The following is a 19,918-nucleotide window of genomic DNA, read 5'->3' on the forward strand; positions in this document are numbered from 1 at the left end:
TGATGCGTTGACCGACGGTACCAGGCGCTTCCGGCCCCTCTCGTGGCTCGGCTGCATCCTGCTGGCGCTCGCGTGCAGCGCGGTGGTCGGATGGATGGCTCTGGCCACCTACTTCGATCTCGCCCCGGGCCCGAACTCGCTCCGAATCATGCTCGGGCTGCTCATCCCGGTGGCGGCCCTGATCGCGGTGCTGCTCGTGCGCCCGCGCCGCCGGGTGGTGCTGGCGATCGCGGTCGCCTTCGTGGCGGTGCTGTTGGCCTGGCTCTCCCTCCGGCCGTCCAATGCGCGGGACTGGCAGCCCGACGTGGCCACGCTGCCGTGGGCCGAGGTGCGCGGCGACCACCTCCTGTTCCACAACGTTCGCAACGCGGCGTACCGCACCGAGACCGACTACACGGTGCGCCTCGAGGACCGGGACCTCGACCTCTCGAAGCTGCGCGCTCTGGATCTCTTCCTCATCTACTGGGGCTCGCCGTGGATCGCCCACACCATCGTGAGCTGGGCCTTCGACGACGGCCAGCACCTGGCCATCTCCATCGAGACCCGCAAGGAGAAGGGCGAGGAGTACTCGGCGGTGCGCGGGTTCTTCCGGCAGTACGAGCTGTTCTACGTGGTTGCCGACGAGCGTGACGTCATCCGCCTGCGCTCGAACTACCGCCGCGACCGCCGGGGCGAGGACGTCTATCTCTACCGATTCGATACCTCCCCGGACAACGCCCGCCGCCTTCTGCTCAGCTACGTCCGCGCCATCAACCGGCTGCGCGAGCAGCCGGAGTGGTACAACGCGCTCACCGAGAACTGCACCACCGCGATCCAGCGCATCGCCGGCCCGTACCAGGAGCGCTCGTGGTGGAGCTGGAAGCTCTTCCTGAACGGCCATCTCGACGAGCTGGCCTACGACCTCGGCGCGATCGATCACTCCCTGCCGTTCACCGAGCTGAAGGCGAAGAGTTACATCAACCCGCGGGCGCAGGCGGCCGACGCCGATCTGCAGTTCTCGGCGCGCATCCGTGAGGGCCTGCCGAGGATGTCGCCATGACGCGCGTGACACGCCTACACCCGGGGCTCTCGCGGCTGGCCATGAGCCTGGGGGTTGGCCTCGTGCTGGCCGCGTGTGCCGGCCCGGTGGGCACCACCCGCAGCGATCCCAAGGTCGTGCTCCGCGAGCTTGGCCGGAGCGCCACCACCACCGGCGACCCGACCTGGCAGACGCGCAACGTCCTGTTCGAGCAGGGCATGTACCAGGAGTTCGAGGAGCGGCCCGAGGAGGTTCTGGCCGCGCTTCACAAGGCGATGGTTGCGGCCGGCGGCGATCCAGACCTGCTCTTCGCGCTGGCCGAGCTGTCGTTCCTGCACGGCCAGACGGTCGGCAAGCCGAGCTACGAGCTGGCCGCCGCCGTCTACGCGTACGCGTTCCTCTTCCCCGAGGGCAGCGGAGCCGAACCCGGGCGCTTCGACCCGCGTCTGCGCATCGCGGCGGATCTGTACAACTGGGCCCTGATGACCGCGTTCCTCTCAGAGGACGGCTCGACGGTCGTTCCGCGCGGCGGCGCGTTCGATCTGCCGTTCGGCAAGATCGACGTGGCGTTCGATCCCGCCAACCTCCGAGCCGGGGATCGGGAGCTGTATCAGTTCACCCCGCTCGTGGAGCTGGATCTGTACGGGCTCGCGATGCGGTATCGGTGGCCGGGCCTGGGCGCGCCCTTGGCCGCCCTGAGCCGGCCCGTCGACGCCTCGAAGCCGGGCCGGGACATGGTCGCACCTCGGATGCAGGTTCCGCTGACTGCCCTGCTCAGGATCTCGGAGGCGCGACGCGCCTTGATGGCGGGCAAGCCGCTGGCGGGCCGGCTCGAGCTCCATCTGGCCTGGGACGGCGAGTCGGTCGAGATCGCGGGCGAGCAGGTGCCGCTCGAGAGCCAGCCGTCGGCGGCCCTGGCCCTGACGTTCACCGGGTTGCCGATCATGGAAGTGGAGATGTTCGGGTTCCTGGGGCGTCTCTCGGGCGCCCTCCGGGATCGGCCGCCGCTCGTTTCGACCACGCCGTATCGGCCCGGCCTGATCCCGGTCGTGTTCGTGCACGGCACCGCGTCCAGCGTGGTCCGCTGGGCCGAGATGTACAATCGCCTGCTCGCAGACCCGGAGATCCGGAGCCGGTATCAGTTCTGGTTCTTCCAGTACGACTCCGGCAATCCCGTCGCCCTCTCCGCGCTGCGGCTGCGCGAGGCGCTCACCGGCGCGGTCGCTCGCCTCGATCCGGACGGGAAGGACCCGGCGATGCGGAAAATGGTGCTGATCGGGCACAGTCAGGGCGGCCTCCTGGTCAAGATGCAGGCGGTCAACAGCGGCGATCAGCTCTGGAAACAAGCGAGCGCCACACCGCTCGAACGACTGGTGCTCACCAGCAAGACCCGCGAGCTGCTCCGCGCCGCGCTGTTCGTCGAGCCGCTGCCGGAGGTCTCGCGGGTCGTCTTCATCTGTACGCCCCATCGGGGCAGCTTCGTCGCCGGGCGCAACTTCATCGCCAACCTCACGCGACGAATGCTCAGCATCCCGGTGGTGCTCACCGAGGCCGCGGCGGATCTGGCTCGCAATGACCAGACCGCGAGGGTCATCCCTTCCGCCGTCGACAACATGTCCCCCCGGAACCGCTTCATCCAGGCCCTGCAGAAGATTCCCGTGGCCTCGTCGGTCACCGTCAACTCCATCGTGGCGGTCGAGGGAGATGGCCCGGTCGCGGACGGCGACGACGGGGTGGTGAAGTACTCGAGCGCGCACATCGAGCCGGTGGAGTCGGAGCTGGTCGTGAAGTCCAGCCACTCCACCCAGGGGAATCCCCACACCATCGAGGAGGTGCGGCGCATTCTCCGGTTGCACGCCGGGGTGAACCCCGGTGGTCCTTTGCACGAGAACCGCTGAATTCCCGAACAGGAGGAGCACCAATGATCCAGACGAGATCCGTGATGGTGAAGGGCTGGATGGTGACCGGCGCGCTGCTGATCGCGTCGGGCAGCGCGTGGGGCCAGCAAGTCTTTGTGTATCCGCAGAAGGGACAGAGTCCCCAGCAGCAGTCTCAGGACACGAACGAGTGTCAGGGATGGGCCAGCCAGCAGACCGGTGGGCCCAACGCGGCCCCGCAGATGGCGGCCCCGCCCCCGCCCACGACCGGCGCGGGGCGCGGCGCGGCGCGCGGCGCCGCGGTCGGCGCGGTCGGCGGCGCGATAGGTGGCGACGCGGGCAAGGGCGCGGCCATCGGCGCGGCGACCGGCGCCATGGTCGGCGGCATGCGCCGGCGCGATCAGATGCGGCAGCAAGAGGCCGTGGCGGCCCAGAACCAGCAGGCGCAGGCGGTCCAGAGCGAGAACTACAAGCGCGCCCTGGCCTCGTGCCTCGGCGCGAAAGGCTACCAGGTCAACTAGCCATGAGGAGATCGACGATGAACCGATTTCAGGTGACGGGTCTGGTCCTCGCGCTGGGCGGGGTGGCCCTGGCGGCTCCGGCCTCGGCCGCCGGCAAGTACGACGGCTCCAAGCCCATGCTGTGCGCGGTCACCGCGGTGAGCGAGTGCACCAAGGACGGCAACTGCGAGCGTAGTGCGCCGCAAGAGGGCAACAACCTGCCAGGCTTCGTTCGGGTCGACGTGCCCGGCAAGCTGCTCACCGACAACGATACCGCGGGACGCAAGACCCCGATCAAGTCCTCCGCGATCGTGGACAACCAGCTCATGCTCCAGGGGGCCGAGAACGGCAAGGCGTGGAATATCGTGATCGCCTCGGATAGCGGCATCTTCGGCAGCTCGGTGGTCGAGGACGACGGGCTCTTCGCCATCTTCGGCCGCTGCACGCTGCCGTAGGTGCGCCGGAACCGCCTGCGCTCACCGGAGGCGCTTCGACCGCGACGCGGTGACTCACGCGTCTGGTCGCTGATGCTCCTGGTGGGCGCGGGCCTCCTCGCCGGCTGCGCGAGCTACGGATCGGTCACCCTGGATCGCGACCGGCTCGAGTACACCTCCGCGGTGGCCAATTCCTGGAAGCAGCAGACACTGCTCAACATCGTCAAGCTCCGCTACGCCGACACGCCGATCTTCGTGGACGTGGGGCAGATCGTGAGCAGCTACCAGCTGCAGAGCTCGTTCTCGGCCGCCGGGAGCGTCTTCAACTCCAGCACCATCGTACCCGGCGTGCCCAATAGCAGCATCGGGCTGGGCGCGCAGGGCCAGTACACGGACCGGCCCACCGTGACCTACGTGCCGCTCACCGGCTCCAGCTTCATCCGCACCTTGATGACGCCGATCCCGCCGATCCGCCTCATGGAGCTGATCGAAGCCGGATACCGGGCGGACCTCCTGCTGACGGTGGCGGTCCAGTCCGTGAACGGGATCTCCAATGGCCGGGCCGGCGGCCGTGGACGATTGATGGATCCCGAATTCGCGCAGCTAGTCCGCGCCATCTGGCGCATCCAGGAGTCCGGTGCCATCGCGTTTCACGCCGAGCGGGATCGGGAGACGAAGACCGAGGGGCTCATCATGAGCTTTCCGAAGAAGAACGCGCCTCCAGAAGTGCTGGCCGATCGGGCTCTCGTCCGGAAGCTCCTCGGCCTCAATCCAGACAAGTCCGATTTCCGGATCGTCTATGGGCAAGCGACCGACCGTGACGATACGATCGCGATCCAGACCCGCTCGGGGATGCAGATTCTCCTCGAGCTGTCCGCGACCGTGACGATACCCGCGGAGCACGCGCAGGACGGCCGCGCGTTTCCGGTGCTTCAGCCGCCGGCGAACGACCAGGAGACCATTCCGCCGCTCCTGCACATCATGAGCGGGACGTCCAAGCCGACCGACGCCTTCGCGGCGATCCGTTACGGGGACTTCTGGTACTGGATCGACAACCGCGATCTCCGATCGAAGGGTGTGTTCACGTTCCTCTTGATCCTGATGACGCTGGCCGATACCGGTGAGAAGGCGCCGGCGCCGGTGCTCACCATCCCGGCCAACTGATCGAGCCACCAGCACCCTGTCCGTAGGACCTAAGTCCTATGGCAACGGCCCCCGAGCGGGTCGAAGATGGCGACATGCGCCGCCGCATCGTCGACCGAACGCGGTTGGCCGTGGTGCGGGCCGCCGTCGTCCTCATCGCGCTCGCGATCCTCGTCGGCGTCGCTTCAGCCCAGACCGATCCGCTGCCCTCCTGGAACGACGGCTCGGCCAAGCAGAGCATCGTCGGCTTCGTCCAGGCGATCACCGACCGGGGCGATGCCCGATTCGTGGCACCCGATCTGCGCATCGCGACTTTCGACAACGACGGGACGCTCTGGTCCGAGCAGCCGATCTATTTTCAGTTCGCCTTCGCGTTCGATCGCGTCCGAGCGCTGGCGCCGAAGCACCCGGAGTGGAAGACCCAGCAGCCGTTCAAGGCAGTGCTCGAGGGCGACATGAAGGCCTTGGCCGCGAGCGGCCAGAAGGGGCTGATCCAGCTCCTGCTCGCCACGCACACCGGCATGACCACCGAGGAGTTCACCCGGAACGTCGTGGACTGGTTTGCCACCGCGCAGCATCCGCGGTTCAGGCGGCCCCATACCGACCTGGTCTACCGGCCGATGATCGAGTTGCTCGCGTACCTGCGCGCCAATGGCTTCAAGACCTACATCGTGTCCGGCGGCACCGTCGAGTTCATGCGGCCGTGGACGGAGCGCACCTACGGAATCCCACCCGAACAGGTAGTGGGCACGAGCTTCGAGACCGTGTTCAAGCAGGGCCCTGACGGCAAGCCCTTCTTGCTGCGCCAGCCGAAGGTCGACTTCGTCGACGACGGCCCCGGCAAGCCGGTGGGCATCCAGAAGTTCATCGGCCGGCGGCCGGTGCTGGCCTTCGGCAACTCGGACGGGGACCAGCAGATGCTCCAGTGGACCGCGGCCGGCGACGGCGCGCGGTTCATGGGGCTGGTACACCACACCGACGCGGTGCGGGAGTGGGCCTACGACCGGCAGTCCCACGTGGGCCGGCTGGACAAGGCGCTGGACGAGGCGAAGCGCCGCGGCTGGACGGTCGTGGACATGAAGGCCGACTGGAACAAGATCTTCGCGTTCGAGTAAGAGTCAGCGCGAGGCTTCAGCCTCGAGCCGCTCGACGAGCTGCTCCGCCTCGGCGCTGCCGGGCTCGAGCACGGCGAGCCGGCGGGCGTACTCGAGTGCGCGGCGTGGGCCGCCCGTCTCGCGCGTGAAGGCCACGAGCGCGGCCAGCGTGTCGCGGTCATACGGATGCCGGCCGAGGCTCCGCTCCAGCACCTCGATTGCCTGCGCGCGCCGTCCCGCCCCGTCCAGACCGACCGCGTAGACGTAGGCGTAGCGGGAACTATCCGGGGCCAGCCGCGCCGCCGTCTCCAGCTCGCGCAGGGCGTCGGCCTGTCGCTTCTGCCGTACGAGTAGCAGCCCGAGCGCGTGGTGCGCCGGCGCGCTTCGCGGGTCGCGCGCGAGCAGGTCGCGGAGCACGCGCTCGCCGTCCGGGTCTCGTCCGGTCGCCCGGTAGAGATCGGCGAGGTTCACCGCGGCCGGCACGAAGCGCGGGTCCACCTCGAGGGCGGTACGCATCTCGGCCTCGGCCTCCGCCACCCGCCGCTGGGCCGCGAAGACGAGGGCCAGGTTGAGGTGCGACTCGGGGCGATCGGCGTTGAACCGCTCGGCCGCGACGTACTCGGCGTACGCGCGGTCGAGGGCTCCGCGCTGGACTTCGGTCAGGCGCTCGCGTGGAGCGCCGGCGAGCAGGCGGGCTGCCTCCATGCGCACCGCCCGCACGGGGTCGTCGAGCAGGGGAGCCAGCCGCTCGCCTCGTTGCGCGGGTTCGACGCTCTCCAGGGCGCCGGCCGCCGCGCGCCGCACGAGCGGATCCTTGTCTTGCAGGGCCGAGCGAAGCAGGTCGCCGGCCCCGGGGCTCGAGGCGGGCGTCAGGCGCGCGATGGCGCTCGCCCGCGCGATGGCCGGCTGATCGCCGTCGCGAGCGACCGCTTCGAGCAGCCCGCCTGATCCGGGCGCGCCGCTCGCGCTCGCGCCCAGCGCCTCGGCGTAGCGCTGGTATCCGCGCGGGGTGTGGCCGTACCACGCTTCCACCTGCTTCGCCGCCCACGCGGCCGCCCGATCGGCATGACACCGGGTGCACGCGTTGGGCACCCCGAGCGTGATCGACAGATCCGGGCGCGGCACGCGGAAGGAGTGGTCGTGGCGCGGGTCCACCACCATGTAGGTGGTGGTCGGCATGTGGCAGCCGAGGCAGTCGGCGCCGCGCGAGCCCGGCGGGTGGAAGTGATGGGTGGTCGACGTGTACTTCTGTGCTGAGTGGCAGCCGAGGCATACTTGGCTGCCGGGAGCGCGCAGCGTGCCGCTGTGCGGATCGTGGCAGTCCGAGCACGTCACCCCGCGATGGAACATCTTGCTCTGGCGGAACGAGCCGTACTCGTACACCTCGTCGCGGATCTGCCCGTCCGGGTAGTAGAGGCGATCCTCGAGCAGCGCCACCCGGTGGGTCTCGCCCAGGAAATGACGCGACGTCTCCTCCTCGGAGAACTGACCGCGGCGCGCATGGCAGCGGCCGCACATCTCGACCTCGTGGCCCGCACGGGTCGCCGGGGTGCGTTGCGCATTCCCCGTCTCCGCGTTGATCGTCCACGTGACCCCACGGCGATCGGCGAGCGTGACCATGAGCCCCTTTGTCGCCTCGTCCGTGCGCCCCGTCTCCTTCTGGGCCCACCCGACGTGGTTCGAGCCGGGCCCGTGGCAGGCCTCACAGGCGACGTTGACCTCCGCGTATGCGGTGGCAAAGCTTCGACTCTTCGGATCGTAGTTCTTCCGGACACCGGTTGAGTGGCACTCGGCGCACATGTAGTTCCAGTTCTGGCTGGGCCGCGTCCAGTGCAGCTCGTCTGCGTACGTGACGTTCTGACCCGGGTAGAGATGAAACCAGCGCTGCCCGCCCTGCGCCCGAGGCCGGGTGTCCCAGGCGATGCCGAGCGCCTGCAGGCGCCCGCCCGGCAGCTCGACGAGGTACTGCTGGAGCGGAGAGATCCCGAACGTGTACTTGACCTCGTAGTCGGCGATTCGACCATCGGGGCCGTCGGTGCGCACCACGAGCTTGCCGTCGCGCCGGGAAAAGGTCGAGGTGACCCCCGCGTAGGTGAAGCGCGCGTCGTTGAAGTCGCCGGCCGCACTCGCATCGGTCGGCGGCTGCATGGCCAGATCGTGATGAGATCCGCGCCAGCGCTGCTCGATCTGCGCGTGGCACTGGCCGCAGACCCGACGCCCGACGTAGGTGGCGGCGACCGGCCCCGACGGTGCACCTCCGCCGAGCCACGTCGGCGTCGGATGTGCCGACCGCCACCACCAGGCTCCGAGTGACACGAGAAGCACGAGCGACATCCCGGCAAGCAAAGCGAACGGTCCCGGTCTGTACGACCTCGGGGCCGACACGGCGCGGTCCGTGGGCGCGGCCGGTGGTGGTGAGGACGCGGCGCCTGGGCCGGCATGCCTCCTCCGCGGTCTTCTCTTCCGGCCCATTTCTCCCTCTACGTCACACTCGTGTCACGATCCGGTCCCACGATGCCCGGTGACGATATCACGGAGGCCACCGGAATTCCGTGGGCCGGGGCCGGTCTTCGCGCGGTAGGACCAAGGTCCTATGGACGTGGAGACCTAGCCGCTGGCACAGTCGCCATGCCCCACTGTGCGCAGAGGCATACGAGGATGAGCCGACCACGCCCGACAGAGGGCCGACCGTGATGATACGGCCCGGAACCCGCTGCGTCTCTCCTGGCCGAGCGGCGTTCCGGGTAGGGCTGGCGCTGGCGCTGCTGGCTCCCGCGTCTCCGACGTGGGGCCAACCAGCAGTGCCGTCGGCGGACGAACCGACCCACCGCATCCTGCTCCTCTACTCGGAATCCCGTCTGATCCCGTCGGTCGTGAACGTGGATCAGGCTTTCCGATCGACGCTCGCGACCGGCTTGCCGGAGCGGATCTACTTCTACACCGAGTTCCTGGACCTGAATGCGTTTCAGGGCGACATGCCACGGTCCGAGCTATGGGAGCTTCTTCGGCTCAAGTATCAGAATCGTCGGATCGATGTGATCGTATCGCAGGGGCAGCTGACCGTTCCGTTGGCCCTTCAGATACGGGACGGGCTCTTCCCGCGCGCGCCAGTGGTGCTCGTCGCGGTCGAGGCGTCCGCGTTCGCTGATCTCTCACCCGGGTCTGGTGTCACCGGCACGTGGCGCCAGCGGGGCTGGCGGAACACTCTGGATCTGGCCCGTCGTCTGCACCCCGGCACACGGCGCGCGATCGTGCTCGTGGGATCGTCGGTAGCCGAGCGGCTGTGGCTGGAGTCGGCCCGGGAGCAGCTGGCGGACGTCGGCGGTGCCGTCGAGATTCGCTACCTGGTCGACTGGAGATTGGAGGACATCCTCGACGCCGTCGCCGCGCTCTCGAAGGATACCGTCGTACTCACCGGTCCATTCTTGCGGGATGGCACCGGGCGTGATTTCGTCACCACCGAGGCGACTCGACGCATTGCCGCGGCTTCCACCGTCCCGGTCTACGCGCTCACCGACGGAGTCGTCGGCAGCGGGGTCGTGGGCGGTCACGTGATGGACTTCGAGTCTCATGGCCGGGTCGCTGCGGATCTGGCGCGGAGGGTGATCGCAGGGGAGCGGCCGGCGCCTACCACCGCCGGCACGACGATCCCCGTTTTCGACGACCGGCAGTTGGCGCGGTGGCGCATCGACCGTCGTCTTCTGCCCGCGGGAAGTGTCGTTCGATTCCAGGAGCCATCGCTATGGCAGCGGTACCGCGGGTACGTGATCGCGGCGGCGGGATTGATCCTCCTCCAGAGCGGGCTGATCACGACCCTGCTGGTGCAGCGCGCGCAGCGCCGCCGCGCGCAACACAACCTCAGGGAGCGACTGCGGTTCGAGACCCTCCTCTCGAACATCTCGCAGGCGCTTGCGTCCTGTCCGGTTGCCGAGGTCGATCGGGAGATTTCCGCCGGCCTCCGTCGCATCGTCGATGATCTGGAGACGGACCGGGCGACGCTCTGGTCCCATGCTCGGGCCGGCGAGGCGCGGGTCACGCACTCATGGAGCCGTCCCGGCGTCCAGCCGATGGTCACGGTGACCGATCAGAGTCAGTTTCCCTGGCTCTTCGAGCAGATCCACAAGGGAGAAGTGGTCCGGCTCCCTGTCTCCGAGGCGCCCTCGGGGACCTCAACGGACCTCCAGAGCCTTCAGAAGCTCCAGACCCTCTCGACGGCAGTGGCGCCCCTAGTCGATGGTGGGGTGGTCGTGGGGACGCTGTCAGTCGGCACGGTGCGGGAGGAGCGGCGATGGCCGGACGAGCTGATGCCGCGTCTCCGGCTCCTGGCCGACATCTTCGCCGGCGCCCTGGCCCGCCAGCGGGCCGACCGCGCAGCCCGTGACAGCGCACGGGACATCCGGGATCTCGGGAGCCGGCTCATGACCGCGGAGGAGGATGAGCGGCGACGCATCGCGCGCGAGCTCCATGACGGCGTGAACCAGGATCTGGCGGCCCTGTCGATCGCGCTCAGCGCGCTCCAGGACGGACTCCCTGCCGGCACCTCGGAAGGACGTCGCGAGGAATTCGCGCGGCTCCAGGGCCGCGCGGTCGAGCTGGCCGGCGCGATCCGGCATCTCTCGCACGAGCTGCATCCGGGCATCTTGCAGTACGCCGGCCTGGCCGCCGCGTTGCGAAGCTATTGCCGGGAGTTCCGGCGCGAGCAAGGTCTCGCCGTGGTGTGCTCCGCGAAGGATGAGCTCGGAACGATACCTGACGACATTGCCCTGTGCCTGTATCGGGTCACCCAGGAGGCATTGAAGAATGCGGGGCGACATGCAAAGGCCGATCACGTCTGGGTGAGCTTGGAGCGAACGGGGCCGGATCTGGCCCTCACCATTCGAGACGACGGGCGCGGCTTCGACCTCGAGGAAGCGCGGGGCGGAGGCGGCCTGGGCCTGCTGAGCATCGACGAGCGAGTCCGCCTCGCCGGAGGTCGGCTCATCATCGACACCGGGCCTCATCGAGGTGCGACGATTCATGTGCTGGTCCCGCTGGCCTGACCGGTCGGTGAACGGTCGCGCGGCCTGGCCCCTGTGACCCGCCCGACCATCCTGCTGGCCGACGACCACACGATCGTCCTCGAGGGCCTCGCCGGGCTGCTCCGCACCGAGTTCTCCCTCGTCGGCGCCGTGCCGGATGGGGATCGCCTGCTCGCAGAAGCGCAGCGGCTCAGGCCGGACGTCATCGTGACCGACATGACCATGCCGGGGCTGAGCGGCATCGAGGTGCTGCGCCGACTCAAGCACGCGGCGATCCAGGCCAAGGTCATCGTCCTGACCATGCACGCCGACGCCGCGACGGCGGCCCAGGCTCTCCGGGCCGGGGCGGTCGGCTTCGTGGTGAAGCACGCCGCCAGCAAGGAGCTCATCGCGGCCATCCGCACCGTCCTGCGGGGCGGGCGATACCTGCCGCCGCACCTCGCGGACGATATCCTCGCCACGCTGTCGGAGGGCGAAGCCGCCGGCGGAGGGCCGCTCACGCCGCGGCAGCGCGAGGTCGTCTCGCTCATCGCGACGGGCAAGACGATGAAGGAGATCGCGGTCGCGCTCGGAATGTCACCACGGACTGTCGAGACCCACAAGTACCAGGCCATGCAGACACTCGGATTCCAGACGACGGCCGAGCTGATCCGCTACGCGATCGTGCAGGGCCTCGCGCCTCACGGGCGCCCGGATCCATAGGACCTTGGTCCCATCGGCGAATCTCCGAAGTTTTCCGGATGGCCTCCGGGGTTCTCCGAATTGTCACCCGGCGCGCCGGTTCCTACAGTCGCCTTCGTGGATCTACCTCGGGTCGTGCTGGCAGAGGACCACGCGGGTGTCGCCGAGCAGCTGCGGAACCTGCTCGCGACCGAGTTCGACGTCGTGGCCACGGTAGCGGACGGGCTCGCGCTGGTCCGCGCCGTGAACGCTCTCCAGCCCGACGTGGTGGTCGCGGATATCGTCATGCCGGGCCTGGACGGCATCGCGGCCACCGCGGCGATCCTGGCCAGCCGCCCGACCACCCGGGTCGTGCTCGCCACGGTGCACAACGATCCGGAGCTCGCCGAGCGCGGCTACGCGGCGGGCGCGCTGGCCTGCGTGTCGAAGCACCGCGCCGGACGCGAGCTCCTGCCGGCGGTGCGTGCCGCGCTTCGGGGCGAGCGCTACGTAGGCTCGGGCATCGGGAGCGATGTCGGGGGCGTCACGTGAAGCAGGACCTCCGGAAATGTCCCGATCCCTTCCGTGATTCTCCGAATTGTGAGGTCTCCGACTCTCAGCTAGGTTCCGCGCCATGAACCGACCCCAACCGACATGAGGAGGGAGTTGCGATGACGCGCAAGATGGCCGCGCTGGGGCTGCTGGCCGTGACCGTGCTGGCGGCAGGGGCATGGGCGGAGACACATTACGAGGCCGAGCCAGTGCTGAAGGCGGCCGACCTGGTCGGGCCGGAGATCCTCCGAGGGCCGCGCTACACGGTGGACAGCCGCGTCCCCGTGAAAGGCTTCCTCTACCGGTTCGCGATCCGGTCCGATTTCGGGACGCTCGACGCGCACGGCATCCACATGCTCCAGATCCGGGTGCGGGAGATCTACGCTCTCGGCCAGCTCGAGGACATGAGCAAGACGAAAGAGTTCGCCGAGGCCGCCGGAAACGCGATCGCGCGGCCAGTGACGTCGACCGTCAACATGCTCGTCAACCCGGTGGAAACCATCACGGGCCTACCCGACGGGGTCGGGCGCCTGTTCGATCGCATCGAGCTGGGAAGCGAGAAGGTATACCAGGCCGCCACCGCGCCGGGCGCGAGCGGCGGCGAGCAGGTGGCGGACGTCTCGAAGCGGGTCGGCGGCATCGCGGTGACCGCGCTCGGCTACGAGAAGGAGCGGCGGGATCTCGCCAAGGGGCTCGGGGTCGATCCCTATACCACCAACCCGGTCCTGGCCAAGAAGCTCGACGACATGGCGTGGGTCGCCTTCTCCGGGCGCTTCGGCATTCAGGCCGCCACGTCCGTGGTGATGCCGTACTCGACGGTCATGTCCGCGGTGACCATCACCAACTCGACAGTCTATGAGACGCCGGCGGCCGATCTCATCAACAAGGCGAAGGTCACCTTCGTGGCGACCGGCGCGAGCGACGCGGCGGTCACCGCCCTGATGAAGAATCCCCAGTACTCGCTGAGCGTGCTCGCCGCGCTGGCTCAGGGCTGCCAGCGCCTGCAGGGCGTCAACGGCGTCGCGTCGGTGGTGGGCTTCGCCGCGATCGCTCGCACACAGGACGAGACCCGCGGGGTGACCGCGGCCGTCAACATGCTGGCCCGGCACCACGAGACGGTGGAGCCGATCACGCTGGTCAGCGCCCCGGGGCCCATCATCGGGCGGACGGCCGGCGGCAAGCTGGTGCTGCCGGCCCCCGTGGACTACATCGCCTGGACCGAGCGCGCCGCCCGCATCGTGGAGCGTGAAGACCTGAAGGCGCCGAGGCGCAGCGCCTGGCTGTCCGGGCGGATGTCGCATCTTGCGGCCCGGGAATTCCGTGCGCGCGGCTGGTCGGTGGACGAGAGCCACTCCATCGGGGCCGAGCGCTAGCTCCCCGCATGAGCCCCGGCGAGACGCACAACGGCGGAACTCGAGCCTCGCGGCGTGCTGAGAACCCCGGCCGATCCGACAGGAGGCAACAGACATGATGTACGGCGGAAGACGAAGCGTGACGGTGATGATGGTCTTGACCCTGGCGGTGGTGCTCGCGTCGACCGGCGTCGCCGCGGCCCAGGGCAAGCCGAACATCCTTTTCATCATGGGCGACGACATCGGCATCTGGAACATCGGCGCCTACCACCGCGGCATGATGGCGGGCCGCACGCCGAACCTCGACAAGATCGCCGCCGAGGGCATGCTGTTCACCGACTACTACGCGGAGGCGAGCTGCACGGCCGGCCGCGCGAACTTCATCACCGGTCAGTTGCCGATACGCACCGGAATGACCACCGTCGGCCAGGCCGGCGCCACCATCGGCCTCCCCGCCGCAGCGCCCACCATCGCGACCGCGCTCAAGGCGATGGGTTACGCCACCGGTCAGTTCGGCAAGAACCACCTCGGCGATCGTAACGAGTTCCTGCCCACGGTGCACGGGTTCGACGAGTTCTTCGGCTACCTCTATCACCTCGACGCGATGGAGGACCCCTGCCATCCAAACTATCCTCAGGATCTGAGACCGCAGGTGGGGCCGCGCAACATGCTCCACTCCTTTGCGACCAACGTCGACGATGCCACCGTCGATCCGCGCTGGGGTAAGGTCGGCAAGCAGAGGATCACGGACGCCGGCGAGCTGTGCCCGAAGCGCATGGAAACGGTGGACGACGAGATCCGTGACAAGGCGCTGGCCTTCCTCGACAAGGCCAAGGCCGACGGCAAGCCGTTCTTCCTGTGGCTCAATCCGACCCGCATGCACATCGTCACGCACCTGTCGCCGAAATACCAGGCGATGCGCAACTCCAAGAACGGCTGGTCGATCCACGAAGCCGGCATGGCGCAGCTCGACGATGACATCGGCCTCGTGCTGAAGAAGCTCAAGGACATGGGAGTGGACGACAACACGATCGTCGTGTTCACCACCGATAACGGCACGGAGGTCTTCACGTGGCCGGACGGCGGGCAGACCCCGTTCGCCCAAAGCAAGGGCACCGTGATGGAAGGCGGGTTCCGCGCGCCGGCGCTGATCCGTTGGCCGGGCAAGGTGCCCGCCGGCACGGTCGAGAACGGCATCATGTCCGGGCTCGACTGGTTCCCGACGCTCCTGGCCGCCGCCGGCAACCCGAACATCATCGAAGAGCTGAAGAAGGGCAAGCAGATGGGTGACCGCACCTACAAGGTGCACCTGGACGGGTACGACCAGACGAACATGATCACCGGCAAGGGCCCGTCGAATCGGCACGAGATCTTCTACTTCGGCGAGAGCACGCTCGGCGCCGTGCGCGTTGACGATTTCAAGTACCGGTTCATCGACCAGCCCGGCGGCTGGCTCGGCGCCAAGACCCACGTCGACGTGCCCTACCTGACCAACCTTCGCCTCGATCCGTTCGAGCGCACGGGCTGGCCCGAAAGCGGAAGCAAGATCGGGGCGCAGCAATACTTCGATTGGTTCAAGTACGAATTCTGGCGGTTCGTGTTCGTCCAGCAGCAGGTGGAGAAGCTCGCCATGACGGCCGTCGAGTTTCCGCCGATGCAGAAAGGGGCCAGCTTCAATCTCGATGCGGTGAAGGCGCAGATCGAGGCGGCCAGGAGGGCCCGAGGGCAGTAGGCAGGGAAGGGGCGAGGCTCCACGGCGAAGCCCGAGAACGCAGTGAACCGAGAAAGAGTGCGGAGGCAAGCGATGGGACCCGCACGAAGGGCCTGGAAGAAGCTGGAGGACATGGGCCAGCTCGACAACACGCTCACCGCGTTCACCACCGACAACGGCGCCGAGGTGATCACGTTCCCGCCGGTGGCACCACGCCCTTCAAGGGCGGAAAGCTGACCACCTGGGAAGGCGGCATGCGCGCGCCGCTGGTCGTGCGCTGGCCCGGCGTCATCAAGCCCGGCACGGTCAAGAAGGAGATGTTCCCGGAGGAGCGTCTTCGCATGACGGTATTGGACCTTGGTCCCATAGCTCGTGGCCCTCGTTCTTGACACCATGCCGCCGGGACGAGTCGACCGTCCTAGTCCTTGAGCGTCGGCTCCCGCTGGCCTTACAAGACCACACTCCGGACCTATGCCGGCCTGGAATAGAAAGGTGATATGAGCAGGGCCAGGGTCCTGAAGCGCTCCGACCGCCGCTCCGTCTCGCCGACGATCGGGCGCCGAGGCGTTCTCGTCGCGGCGGGCATCGTGCTGGCGGTCGCAATTCTTGCCATCCTCTTCGCGCTTCGCGGGGGAGACCAGCGAGTCGCGGGCGCCGATCCCGGACTCGCCGCGCTGACCGGCCGGTGGCTCCGTCTCGACGGTGGGTACGTCCTCGAGATCCGGGTAGCCGACGGCGCGGTCGAGGCGACGTATCTCAACCCCCGCCCGATCAACGTGGCCCGGGCCGAAGCGACGCGCCAGGGGTCGACGGTGAAGCTCCTCGTCGAGCTCCGCGCTCCCGGCTACCCCGGCAGCACCTACACGCTGTCCTACAACGCGAAGCGGGACGAGCTCGGTGGGGAATACTTTCAGGCGGCCCTGGGGCAAACGTTCCTCGTGTCATTTCAGCGCATGAAGTAGGAGGCGTCATCTGTGAGCCGCGCGCAAGATCTGGAGACGGCGGCCTGCCACGGCTGCGATCTGCTCCAGCGCATCCCGCGGCTGCCTCCCGGCGGCAAGGCGCGCTGCCGACGCTGTGGCGAGACGCTGGCCACGCGTCCGGCCGATCCGCTCGATCGTCCGCTCGCCCTCACCCTCGCGGCGGCGGTGGCGTTTGTCGTGGCCAATTCGATCCCGTTGATGAGCCTCGCGGTGGTCGGGCGCTCGGCCAGCACGACGGTGATCGGCGGCGCCTACGAGATGTGGGTCAAGGGCTTTCCGGGGACCGCGGTCACGGTGGCATTCTGCGTCGTGCTGGCGCCGGCGGTCTACATCGCGTTCATGCTGACCGTCCTGCTCGCGGCGCGACGCCCGCCCGCGCCCCACTGGGTGGCCGAGCTGATGCGCTGGGCCGACGTCATGCAGCCCTGGTCGATGAACGAGGTGATGCTGCTCGGCGTGCTGGTGTCGCTGATCAAGATCGCGGAGCTCGCGACGGTGACGCCGGACGTGGGGATGTTCGCGCTCGGCGCGCTGATCGGTCTGCTGCCCGCGATCATGGTGAGCTTCGACCCCGAGGAGATCTGGCAGCGCGTCGAGTGGGCCGACGGGACGTACCACCCGAAGGCGGCGTGATGGCAGCGGTGGCCCTGAGCGGGGCCGAGGCCGGCCTCGTCTCCTGCGAGACATGCCGGCTGCTGTCGCGACCGGCCGACCCGTCGGACCCCGGCTACTGCCCGCGCTGCGGGGCGGAGCTGGTCTGGCGGCGCCGCAACTCGATCCAGTATGCCTGGGCGTTCCTGGTCGCCGCGGCGATCTGCTACATTCCGGCCAACGTCCTGCCGGTGCTTCACACCAACACGGTGACGGGATCCGAGGCCGACACCATCATGAGCGGGGTGATCTTCCTGTACACCTCGGGCTCGTGGCCGCTCGCCCTGGTCGTGCTGGTCGCCAGCGTGATGATCCCCCTCGGGAAGCTCATCGCGCTGGCCTACCTGCTGATCACGGTGCAGCGGGGCTCGGTCCGGAGCAACCGCGATCGGAGCCGGCTGTACCGGATGATCGAGATCATCGGTCGGTGGTCGATGCTGGACGTGTTCGTCGACACCTTCACGGTTGCGCTCGTGCAGCTGCAGCCGCTCATGTCGGTGGAGCCGGGGCCCGGGGTGGTCTTCTTCATGGCGGTGGTGATCCTGACCGTCATCGCGGTGCGGTGCTTCGATCCTCGCCTGATCTGGGACGCCGGCCGCCGCTGGGAGGTGAGTCATGCCTGAGCCCGTCGATCGCGGCGATCTGCCGCAGGCCACCGTGTCGCGCCCGCGGCGGACGAAGATCTCGGTTGTGTGGATCATCCCGATCCTGGCCGCGGTGATCGGCCTCGGCATCGCCATCCAGCGGCTCATGACCGAGGGGCCGACCGTCACCATCGTGTTCAGGAATGCGGAGGGTATCGAGGCCGGCAAGACGTTCGTCAAGTACAAGGACGTGAACATCGGGCACGTGTCCTCGGTGGTGCTGACCGACGGCTACGGCAAGGTGGAAGTGACCGCGAAGATCACGAAGAGCGCCGCCGGCCTGATGGTGGAGGATGCCAAGTTCTGGGTCGTCTCGCCCCGGATCACCCTCAGCGGCATCTCCGGGCTCGGCACCCTGCTGTCCGGGAACTACATCGGGCTGCAGCCCGGCCAGTCGACCAAGAGCCAGCGGCACTTCACCGGCCTCGATGAGGCTCCCGTCAGCACGGGCCAGCCGGGCAAGGCCTTCCATCTCAAGGCCAGTGACCTGGGATCGCTGGGCACCGGGGCGCCCGTCTACTACCGTCGCCTGCAGGCCGGTCAGGTCATCACGTACGATCTCGCCCCCGACGGCAAGAACATCGACATCACCGTATTCGTCAATGCGCCCTACGACAAGTACGTGACCCACGAGACGCGGTTCTGGAACGCGAGCGGTCTGGACGTCACGCTCGGGGCGGGCGGAGTGGACGTGCGCACCGAAGGCCTGGTCGCGCTGCTCGCCGGCGGCCTCGCGTTCGACACGCCCCCGTACGTGCCGGCCAGCGCCCCGGCGGACGCGAACGCGTGGTTCTCCCTCCACCGCGACCGCGCCGAGGCGATGAAGCAGCCCGACACCATCAGCCGCCGCTATGTCCTTTACTTCAACGAGACGGTGAGGGGACTATCGGTTGGCGCGCCCGTGCTCTTGTTCGGCCTGCCGGCAGGCGAGGTGGTCGACGTCGGTCTGAGCGTGGACATGATCACCGGCTCGATGCGCCCCCGCGTCGTCATCACGTTCTTCCCGGAGCGGCTCGTGGAGCGGGTCACTCCGGCCGGCCAGCAGGCCGCGCTCAAGGCCCTGGTGGAAGGCGATGCGCACACCCGCCTCGCCTTCGTGAAGCGCGAGGTGGAGGAGCGAGGGCTGCGAGCTCAGCTGCGCAGCGGCAATCTCATCACCGGGCAGCTTTTCGTCGCGGTGGACCGGTTCCCGAACGCACCCCGGGCGAAGGTCGACTGGAGCAAGGATCCGCTGGATCTGCCGGTGGTGGCGAGCACGGTTCCGGATCTGGAGGCCAAGCTCACGAGCATCCTCGCGAAGCTCGACCGCCTGCCCCTCGACGCGATCGGCAAGGAGCTGGAGAGCACGGTGACCAGCGCCAGCAAGCTCATGGCCTCCGTGGACGCGACGCTCGTGCCAGAGCTGAAGAACACGGTGGATAGTGCGAACCAGCTCCTCGGCGCGGTGGACCACCAGCTCGGGGTGACGCTCGACGAGGCGCGCCGGGTGCTCGCCTCGGCCGATCGCGTCCTCAAGAACACCGACACCACCCTCGTCGGCACCGAGGCTCCGGCCCAGCAGGAGCTCCGCGACGCACTCCAGGAGATCGTGCGCGCCGCGCGCGCGGTCCGGGTGCTCGCCGACTATCTGGAGCGACATCCCGAATCGCTGATCCGTGGGAAGAACGGGGCTCAGTGATGCGACCCGGCGCCGCCATCGCTGCCCTCTGCACCCTGGCCGGGTTGGTGGCCGGATGCGGATCCACGCCGGCGTCGCGCTTCTATACGCTGAGCGGGACCGTGACGGCCGCCCCGGCGGCAACGCCATTGCCAGTCTCGCTGGCGGTCGGGCCGGTCTCGGTGCCGGGCACCGTCGATCGCCCGCAGATCGTGGTGAACACGGGTGCCAACCAGGTGGAGGTCGACGAGTTCAATCGCTGGGCGTCGCCCCTGCAGAGCAACATCTCCCGGGCGGTGGCGGAGAATCTGGTCGCGTTGCTCGGAGCCCCGCGGGTCACGCAAACCCTCGGGGTGGACTCGGACTTCCGCGTGGCGATCGAGGTGCAGCGCTTCGAATCGACGCCGGGTGACTCGGCGATGCTGGACGCAGCCTGGCTGGTGCGACGGGTGAAGGACGGCAAGATCGAGACGGGACGCACCACGGTGCGGGAGCCGGTAGCGCAGCGGGGCTACGACGCGCTCGTGGCCGCCCACAGCCGCGCGATCGGGCGCCTCAGCCAGGACATCGCGAACACGGTGCGGACGCTGGACAGTGTTCCGCGCTAGAATGCGGAGCCAGAAC

At 68.5% G+C, this 19,918-nt stretch carries 17 protein-coding genes and 1 pseudogene; 17 read left to right on the top strand and 1 reads right to left on the bottom strand.

The window, feature by feature from the left end; translation table 11 throughout:
• Positions 1 to 7 precede the first annotated feature (7 nt).
• From VKN16_05530 to VKN16_05555, 6 genes are all read left to right on the top strand, one after another.
• On the top strand, positions 8 to 1,039 hold the full coding sequence (locus tag VKN16_05530; GenBank protein ID HME93657.1) for a DUF4105 domain-containing protein: 1,032 nt from the start codon (positions 8 to 10) through the stop codon (positions 1,037 to 1,039).
• The gene (locus VKN16_05535) at positions 1,036 to 2,916 is read left to right on the top strand and encodes a hypothetical protein (GenBank protein HME93658.1); all 1,881 of its coding nucleotides are present in this window, start codon (positions 1,036 to 1,038) and stop codon (positions 2,914 to 2,916) included. Before VKN16_05530 ends, VKN16_05535 begins: the two co-directional genes overlap by 4 nt.
• A gap of 23 nt (positions 2,917 to 2,939) precedes the next feature.
• The gene (locus VKN16_05540) at positions 2,940 to 3,416 is read left to right on the top strand and encodes a glycine zipper family protein (GenBank protein ID HME93659.1); all 477 of its coding nucleotides are present in this window, start codon (positions 2,940 to 2,942) and stop codon (positions 3,414 to 3,416) included.
• Positions 3,417 to 3,433: 17 nt separating this feature from the next.
• Positions 3,434 to 3,850, top strand: a complete 417-nt coding sequence (locus tag VKN16_05545) for a hypothetical protein (protein HME93660.1) — start codon at positions 3,434 to 3,436, stop codon at positions 3,848 to 3,850.
• Between the two features lie 72 nt (positions 3,851 to 3,922).
• The gene (locus tag VKN16_05550; protein ID HME93661.1) at positions 3,923 to 4,993 is read left to right on the top strand and encodes a hypothetical protein; all 1,071 of its coding nucleotides are present in this window, start codon (positions 3,923 to 3,925) and stop codon (positions 4,991 to 4,993) included.
• 74 nt (positions 4,994 to 5,067) lie between these two features.
• Positions 5,068 to 6,087, top strand: a complete 1,020-nt coding sequence (locus VKN16_05555; GenBank protein ID HME93662.1) for an HAD family hydrolase — start codon at positions 5,068 to 5,070, stop codon at positions 6,085 to 6,087.
• 3 nt (positions 6,088 to 6,090) lie between these two features.
• Here the strand turns inward: VKN16_05555 and VKN16_05560 are convergent, their stop codons facing one another.
• Positions 6,091 to 8,391 carry a tetratricopeptide repeat protein gene (locus VKN16_05560; protein HME93663.1) on the bottom strand — a complete coding sequence of 767 codons (2,301 nt, stop codon included), beginning with the start codon at positions 8,389 to 8,391 and terminating at the stop codon, positions 6,091 to 6,093.
• 476 nt (positions 8,392 to 8,867) lie between these two features.
• Here VKN16_05560 and VKN16_05565 point away from each other — a divergent pair, with 476 nt between their 5' ends.
• The 11 genes and pseudogenes from VKN16_05565 (at position 8,868) to VKN16_05615 (ending at position 19,902) form a co-directional block, all read left to right on the top strand.
• Positions 8,868 to 11,105 (top strand): ATP-binding protein, encoded by a 2,238-nt coding sequence (locus tag VKN16_05565; protein ID HME93664.1) that lies wholly within the window; start codon positions 8,868 to 8,870, stop codon positions 11,103 to 11,105.
• A 33-nt stretch (positions 11,106 to 11,138) separates the two neighbouring features.
• Positions 11,139 to 11,786, top strand: coding sequence for a response regulator transcription factor (locus VKN16_05570; protein HME93665.1), 648 nt, complete (start codon positions 11,139 to 11,141; stop codon positions 11,784 to 11,786).
• Positions 11,787 to 11,900: 114 nt separating this feature from the next.
• The gene (locus VKN16_05575; protein ID HME93666.1) at positions 11,901 to 12,296 is read left to right on the top strand and encodes a response regulator transcription factor; all 396 of its coding nucleotides are present in this window, start codon (positions 11,901 to 11,903) and stop codon (positions 12,294 to 12,296) included.
• Between the two features lie 119 nt (positions 12,297 to 12,415).
• Positions 12,416 to 13,669 (top strand): hypothetical protein, encoded by a 1,254-nt coding sequence (locus VKN16_05580; GenBank protein HME93667.1) that lies wholly within the window; start codon positions 12,416 to 12,418, stop codon positions 13,667 to 13,669.
• A 130-nt stretch (positions 13,670 to 13,799) separates the two neighbouring features.
• A complete protein-coding gene (locus VKN16_05585) occupies positions 13,800 to 15,380 on the top strand; it encodes an arylsulfatase (GenBank protein HME93668.1) in 1,581 nt (526 codons plus the stop codon).
• 96 nt (positions 15,381 to 15,476) lie between these two features.
• Positions 15,477 to 15,682, top strand: a pseudogene (locus VKN16_05590) (sulfatase-like hydrolase/transferase).
• A 174-nt stretch (positions 15,683 to 15,856) separates the two neighbouring features.
• Positions 15,857 to 16,321 carry a hypothetical protein gene (locus VKN16_05595; protein ID HME93669.1) on the top strand — a complete coding sequence of 155 codons (465 nt, stop codon included), beginning with the start codon at positions 15,857 to 15,859 and terminating at the stop codon, positions 16,319 to 16,321.
• 12 nt (positions 16,322 to 16,333) lie between these two features.
• Positions 16,334 to 16,975: a paraquat-inducible protein A gene (locus tag VKN16_05600; GenBank protein HME93670.1), complete on the top strand. Its 642-nt coding sequence runs from the start codon at positions 16,334 to 16,336 to the stop codon at positions 16,973 to 16,975.
• A complete protein-coding gene (locus VKN16_05605; GenBank protein HME93671.1) occupies positions 16,975 to 17,616 on the top strand; it encodes a paraquat-inducible protein A in 642 nt (213 codons plus the stop codon). The genes VKN16_05600 and VKN16_05605 overlap by 1 nt, the downstream gene beginning before the upstream one ends.
• Complete coding sequence (locus VKN16_05610; protein HME93672.1) at positions 17,609 to 19,315, top strand: MlaD family protein; 1,707 nt, start codon at positions 17,609 to 17,611, stop codon at positions 19,313 to 19,315. Before VKN16_05605 ends, VKN16_05610 begins: the two co-directional genes overlap by 8 nt.
• Positions 19,315 to 19,902, top strand: a complete 588-nt coding sequence (locus VKN16_05615) for a PqiC family protein (GenBank protein ID HME93673.1) — start codon at positions 19,315 to 19,317, stop codon at positions 19,900 to 19,902. Before VKN16_05610 ends, VKN16_05615 begins: the two co-directional genes overlap by 1 nt.
• The last annotated feature ends 16 nt before the right edge of the window (positions 19,903 to 19,918 follow it).

Source organism: Candidatus Methylomirabilota bacterium (genome assembly GCA_035315345.1).
Taxonomy (GTDB): domain Bacteria; phylum Methylomirabilota; class Methylomirabilia; order Rokubacteriales; family CSP1-6; genus CAMLFJ01.

What these genes read in the sequence shown, in the direction of transcription:
- VKN16_05535 (HME93658.1), top strand. Translation starts at nt 1,036, where the DNA reads ATGACGCGCGTGACACGCCTACACCCGGGGCTCTCGCGGCTGGCCATG.
- VKN16_05540 (HME93659.1), top strand. Translation starts at nt 2,940, where the DNA reads ATGATCCAGACGAGATCCGTGATGGTGAAGGGCTGGATGGTGACCGGC.
- VKN16_05545 (HME93660.1), top strand. Translation starts at nt 3,434, where the DNA reads ATGAACCGATTTCAGGTGACGGGTCTGGTCCTCGCGCTGGGCGGGGTG.
- VKN16_05550 (HME93661.1), top strand. Translation starts at nt 3,923, where the DNA reads ATGCTCCTGGTGGGCGCGGGCCTCCTCGCCGGCTGCGCGAGCTACGGA.
- VKN16_05555 (HME93662.1), top strand. Translation starts at nt 5,068, where the DNA reads ATGCGCCGCCGCATCGTCGACCGAACGCGGTTGGCCGTGGTGCGGGCC.
- VKN16_05580 (HME93667.1), top strand. Translation starts at nt 12,416, where the DNA reads ATGACGCGCAAGATGGCCGCGCTGGGGCTGCTGGCCGTGACCGTGCTG.
- VKN16_05585 (HME93668.1), top strand. Translation starts at nt 13,800, where the DNA reads ATGGTCTTGACCCTGGCGGTGGTGCTCGCGTCGACCGGCGTCGCCGCG.
- VKN16_05595 (HME93669.1), top strand. Translation starts at nt 15,857, where the DNA reads ATGAGCAGGGCCAGGGTCCTGAAGCGCTCCGACCGCCGCTCCGTCTCG.
- VKN16_05605 (HME93671.1), top strand. Translation starts at nt 16,975, where the DNA reads ATGGCAGCGGTGGCCCTGAGCGGGGCCGAGGCCGGCCTCGTCTCCTGC.
- VKN16_05610 (HME93672.1), top strand. Translation starts at nt 17,609, where the DNA reads ATGCCTGAGCCCGTCGATCGCGGCGATCTGCCGCAGGCCACCGTGTCG.
- VKN16_05615 (HME93673.1), top strand. Translation starts at nt 19,315, where the DNA reads ATGCGACCCGGCGCCGCCATCGCTGCCCTCTGCACCCTGGCCGGGTTG.